Annotated in this window: 5 protein-coding genes and 1 tRNA gene; 2 read left to right on the top strand and 4 right to left on the bottom strand. The window is 62.3% G+C overall.

Going from position 1 to position 5311, the window contains the following annotated elements; genetic code table 11:
* Positions 1–44: 44 nt before the first annotated feature.
* Both ileS and ACGVJ8_RS02205 read right to left on the bottom strand, forming a co-directional pair.
* On the bottom strand, positions 45–2969 hold the full coding sequence (gene ileS / locus ACGVJ8_RS02210; RefSeq protein ID WP_392345282.1) for an isoleucine--tRNA ligase: 2925 nt from the start codon (positions 2967–2969) through the stop codon (positions 45–47).
* Between the two features lie 27 nt (positions 2970–2996).
* Positions 2997–3551, bottom strand: coding sequence for a Ycf66 family protein (locus ACGVJ8_RS02205; RefSeq protein WP_392345281.1), 555 nt, complete (start codon positions 3549–3551; stop codon positions 2997–2999).
* On the opposite strand from ACGVJ8_RS02205, the gene ACGVJ8_RS02200 reads away from it, so the two are divergent.
* Positions 3546–3627: transfer RNA gene (locus ACGVJ8_RS02200), tRNA-Leu, on the top strand. The genes ACGVJ8_RS02205 and ACGVJ8_RS02200 overlap by 6 nt on opposite strands.
* 54 nt (positions 3628–3681) lie before the next feature.
* Positions 3682–4713, top strand: a complete 1032-nt coding sequence (crtR, locus tag ACGVJ8_RS02195) for a beta-carotene hydroxylase (RefSeq protein ID WP_392345283.1) — start codon at positions 3682–3684, stop codon at positions 4711–4713.
* A 7-nt stretch (positions 4714–4720) separates the two neighbouring features.
* Here crtR and gatC read toward each other — a convergent pair whose 3' ends face one another.
* A complete protein-coding gene (gene gatC / locus ACGVJ8_RS02190) occupies positions 4721–5014 on the bottom strand; it encodes an Asp-tRNA(Asn)/Glu-tRNA(Gln) amidotransferase subunit GatC (RefSeq protein ID WP_392345280.1) in 294 nt (97 codons plus the stop codon).
* Positions 5011–5311, bottom strand: a 301-nt coding sequence (locus ACGVJ8_RS02185; RefSeq protein ID WP_392345279.1) for a creatininase family protein, incomplete at its 5' end; no start/stop codon positions are given. The genes gatC and ACGVJ8_RS02185, both read right to left, overlap by 4 nt.

Genomic DNA, 5311 nt, shown 5'->3' with positions numbered 1-5311 from the left:
GAGGTTGTGCTGGCGGGACCGATGCCGCCCAACGACCTCCTGGCTCAGGCCAACTGGTGACTGCGGCGTTCCAGAACGCCAACACAGCGACCGCAGATGTGGGGGTGGTCTGGGTGCTGACCCACATCCCCCTCGTAGTGCCAGCAGCGCTCGCATTTGGTTCCCCGCGCTCGGCTCACCTCGATCGAAGCGAGCTCGTCGTCCTGGCTGGCCAGCAATTCGGCCCAGGGCTCGCCGCCAATCTGCAGTTGTGAGACCAGCAGCCAGTCCCGCAGACCGTCCACCTCGACATCCCCCGTCTCACTCAGCCAGGAGAGAGCGGCCTGGAGTTCCGGACGGCGGGCGTTAATCCGCACGGCTGCCTCCAGCGATGCGCCGAGTTCCTGACGGCCGCGGCAGTCTTCCAGTACTTTGTTGACGGCGGCGCGGAGCTCCCGCAGCTCTTGAACCGATGCGCTCAGAGCAGCATCACGCCACTCGGCTGGAACCGTCGGCCAGCCGCGGTGGAAGACCGAGGTCTCCTCCACGGGGTAAGGCAAGTTCTGCCAGATGTCTTCGGCCATGTGGCACAACACCGGAGCGATCAGTCCGGCCAGGCGTTCGATGATCAGGGCCATCACGGTCTGGCAGCCGCGCCGGCGCTGGTCCTGGGGGGCGCTCACGTAGAGCCTGTCCTTGGCGATGTCGAGGTAAAAGTTCGACAGATCGGTGATGCAGAAGTTCTGCAGCAGCTGGAAGAAGCGGAAGAACTCGAATCTTTCGAAGGCTTCTGTGATGTCGTCCATCACCTCGGCGGTGCGCTGCAGCATCCAGCGGTCCAGCAGTGGCAGTTCCGTAATGGGGATCGCGTCGATTGCCGGATTGAAGTCGTGCAGGTTGCCCAGCAGATAGCGGCTGGTGTTGCGCACCTTGCGGTACACATCAGCCAGCTGGCGCAGAATCCCGGCCCCGATCGGCACATCGGCGGAGTAATCCACCGAGCTCACCCAGAGCCGCAGCACATCGGCGCCGTAGGGCGGTTCCTGTTTCTGGTTCTTACCCCCCTCTATGATTACTATCGGGTCGATCACATTGCCGAGGGATTTGCTCATCTTTCGGCCCTTCTCATCCAAGGCGAAGCCATGGGTGAGCACCCGCTTGTAGGGGGCGTGGCCATTCACGGCGACCGAGGTGAGCAGTGAACTCTGGAACCAGCCGCGGTGCTGGTCGGACCCTTCCAGGTACAGGTCGGCGGGATAGCGCAGGTTATCCCGCTGGCTGGCGACGGCAGCCCAGCTTGAGCCGGAGTCGAACCACACATCCATGGTGTCGGTGCCCTTGCGCCACTGGTCGGCCTGCTCGGCGTAGGCGGGCGGCAGCAGATCCACTTCGTCTTTCTCCCACCAGACGTCGGCACTGTGCTCGGCGATCAACGCTTGGATGTGATCAAGGGTGTCGGCGTTCAGCAGCACCTCGCCGTTGCTGCAGTGATAAAAGACGGGGATCGGCACCCCCCAGGTGCGTTGACGGGAGATGCACCAGTCACCCCGCTCCTTGACCATCGATTCGATCCGGTTGCGACCGGACGCAGGGGTCCACTCCACTGCGGCGATTGCATCAAGGGCCTGTTGACGGAACCCTTCCACGGAGGCGAACCACTGTTCAGTGGCTCGGAAGATGGTGGGTTTCTTGGTGCGCCAGTCGTAGGGGTAGCGGTGGCCATAGGCCTCCTGCTTGAGCAGGGCCCCGGCAGACTCCAGCGCCTCGATGATTTTTGGGTTGGCATCCTTGAGCACATTCAGGCCCGCGAACGGCCCGGCTTCATCGGTGAGGTTGCCGGCTTCGTCCACAGGGCAGAGCACCGTCAGGCCGTTCTTCTGGCCGGTGTGGAAGTCGTCGACGCCGTGACCAGGTGCGGTGTGCACGAGGCCTGTGCCCGATTCTGTGGTGATGTAATCGCCCCCGATCACCACCGGACTGGTGCGATCCAGGAGCGGGTGGCGGTACGTCAGACCGGAGAGCAGGGCGCCCTTCACCGTGGCGCGCCGGCTCAGCGGGCGCGCCACGGTGCTGCTCAGCGTCTCGATCAGATCGGCAGCCACCAGCAGCAGTCGGCCTTCGCCGTCGTCGGCTAGGGCGTAATCGAGCCGTTCATTCACCGACACCGCCAGGTTGGCAGGCAACGTCCAGGGGGTGGTGGTCCAGATCGCCACCTGCAGGGCCTGCCCAAGGGCGTCCGTCTCGGTAGGCAGGTCCAGGCCCTCTGCCTTGAGTGCATTTCGCAGCGCTGCCGGCAGCTCCACGGCTGGGAAGGCGGCGTAGACGCTGGGACTGGTGTGACCGTCGGGATACTCCAGTTCGGCTTCGGCCAAGGCTGTGCGTGAACTCGGGCTCCAGTGCACCGGTTTCAGACCCCGGTAGATGTGCCCCTTGAGCACCATCTCGCCGAACACGCGAATCTGAGCCGATTCGTACTCCTTTTGCAGGGTCAAATAGGGCTGCTTCCAGTCTGCCCAGATGCCCCAGCGCTGGAAGCCTTTCATCTGGCCATCCACCTGTTTGCGGGCGTAGGTGGCAGCTTTTTTGCGCAGCTTGATTGGTGTCAGCGCCTTGCGCTGCTCCTGATCCATCGACTGCAGCACCTTGAGCTCGATCGGCAGGCCGTGGCAGTCCCAGCCCGGCACGTAGCGCACCCGCCGACCGTTCAGCACCTGATATTTGTTAATGACATCCTTCAACACCTTGTTGAGGGCATGCCCCATGTGCAGAGCGCCGTTGGCATAAGGCGGGCCGTCATGGAGGGTAAAGATTGGGCCGCTGTTGTTCAGGCCCAGTTCACAGTCGATGCCCTTGTCCTTCCAGAAGGCCTGCAGTTCAGGTTCACGTTGAACGGCATTGGCGCGCATGCCGAATCCCGTCTGCAGCAGGTTGAGCGTGTGTTTGTAGGACGGACGTTCTTCAGCGGCGGCGTCGCGCGTCTCCTTGCTCACGGGGTCCCTGCTCTGGCCTCGGGATTATCAGTCTTCGCCCTCTGGAGATGTGACCTCGGCTGCTTCGGCTGATGTGGTGTCGCTTGTGTCACTGATTTCAGGGGACTCGGGACGCACCCATTTTTTGCCCGCAACCCCTGATTTTCCGGGCGGTTTGAGTTGTTTGGCGATGCCGCTGATGCCTTCGCCCACCCGGCCTGTGGTAATCAAAAGTTGTTGAAGGCTGGTGCGCCAATGATCGAGCGAGGTGAACCGCTGCTGCTCGGTTTCGCTGAGGCTGTTCCAGCGGGCCTGTCCGACCTCGGAGCCCAGGCGTGCGATCAACAGGCCGGCGCAGAGAACCGCCAGCATCGGCGCTCCCCGCAGCCGGTCCGTGCTGGTGACAAGAACGAGACCCAGCAGCAACACCACCGCGCCCCAAACACCATCGCGGGGGCGGCTGAGTTCAACGGCCAGAAGGGGAAGCAGCAGGAGTGTTAAGCCGAGCAGGAGGCAGAGATCGCCGCTGAGGGTCGCAAGCATCCGTGGTGTGGCGGTCTGCTCCCATTCTGGTGCGATCTCTAAAGTCAGGGCGTTGCCCACCTGGCGGAATTGGTAGACGCGCTGGTTTTAGGCACCAGTGGCTTTGGTCGTGGGGGTTCAAGTCCCCCGGTGGGCATTCCTTTCTCTACCATGGTTTGGGATCGTTACAAACTTGTTGCCTGACCTCCGGATGCACCAGAGCACTGCTCAACAACAGCAGCCTCGTCCGGTTGGTGTGGGCTGCCGCTCGGTTCCGCGCGAATTCGTTGACCCGCCGGCCTTCTGGAACCCCACCGTCGGGCTCTTCCTTGGTGGTTATGCCCTGGCGGCTCTGACCATCTGGGGTTGGTTTGTGGCGGCTTTGCCCCTGCCGGTGCTGCTGTGCACGGGCTTTTTGGCGTTGCATCTGGAAGGGACGGTGATTCATGACGCCTGCCATAACGCGGCCAATCCCAACCGTTGGATCAATCAGGCCATGGGCCATGGCTCCGCGCTGTTGCTCGGGTTCAGCTTTCCCGTGTTCACGCGGGTGCATCTTGAGCATCACGCCCATGTGAATGACCCTAAGAATGACCCGGACCACATTGTCAGTACGTTCGGTCCGCTCTGGTTGATCGCCCCGAGATTTTTCTATCACGAGTGGTTTTTCTTTCAGCGGCGCCTGTGGCGCCGCTGGGAGTTGATGCAGTGGGGGCTGGAGCGCACCATTTTTGTAGTGATTGTCCTAGCGGCGGCACGCTTTGACTTCTTGCCGTTCATCTTCAACTGCTGGTTTGCCCCTGCCTTGATGGTGGGCGTGACTCTGGGTTTGTTCTTCGACTACCTCCCGCATCGGCCATTCACCTCCCGCAACCGCTGGACGAATGCTCGGATTTACCCAGGCAGGCTGATGAACTGGCTGATCATGGGGCAGAACTATCACCTGGTTCATCACCTCTGGCCATCCATTCCCTGGTTCGAATACAAACCGGCCTATGAGGCCACCAAGCCTCTGCTCGACTCCAAGGGATCTCCCCAACGGTTGGGCATTTTTGAGACCCGCCGGGATGGGTACAACTTCCTCTACGACGTCCTTGTGGGAGTGCGCAGCCACAAGCGCTGTAGCGGAAAGATGAGGCGTGCAGCCCGTTTCATGCCCGGACGGGGGCTGCGCCGCCACTGGCTCGGTTTTGTTGACCGCATCGCGATCAAAACCGAGCCCAAGCGTTCAGTGTCCCGCTGAGTCGCGTTCAGTCGGCCAAGATTTTCGGAACCCGGAAGAAGTCACCTTCCCTTTGGGGTGCCTGGTTGAGGATGTCCTCCCGAACTGGGGTCGATTGCACTCCATCGGCCCGGGTGACGTTGGTCACCTCCACGGCTCGGGTGGTTTCGGGAACGCCTTCTGTGTCCACCTGCTGGAGCTGACCCACGTACTCGAGGATGGACTCGAGCTGACCGGTGTAGGTCGCAATCTTGTCCTCGGGTAGATCAAGGCGGGCGAGATGGGCCACCTTGCGGACGTCGTCGCTGGAAATCTGGCTCATGACTCACCGAGGAACGTGCGCAGATCCTCGCTCAACGCGATGGCGGCTGTCTCGAGCAAGGCGTCACCATGCTGGGCGGTGGCCAAAGAGGGGTGGGACCCCATGCGTCCATCGGGATGACGGCGACGGAAGTCGTCCGGTCCATGAATGGGACCTGCCGGTGCGGGGTCGGGCAGCGGTCGCTGCTTGCTCTGCAGGCTCGGCTCCACGGCGAGGGTGACAGCGATTTCGCTGGGCGTGGCGTGATGGCCTTCTTTGTCGCCATACAGATCGCGTGCCTGGCGCATTACGGGGCCG

Source organism: Parasynechococcus sp. (assembly GCF_042954245.1).
Classification (GTDB): Bacteria; Cyanobacteriota; Cyanobacteriia; order PCC-6307; family Cyanobiaceae; genus Parasynechococcus.
This window is presented reverse-complemented; position numbering and strand designations above follow the sequence as displayed.

Excerpts from the sequence above, each read along its gene's own strand:
- gatC (WP_392345280.1), bottom strand. The coding sequence starts at position 5,014 with ATGAGCCAGATTTCCAGCGACGACGTCCGCAAGGTGGCCCATCTCGCC.
- crtR (WP_392345283.1), top strand. The coding sequence starts at position 3,682 with ATGCACCAGAGCACTGCTCAACAACAGCAGCCTCGTCCGGTTGGTGTG.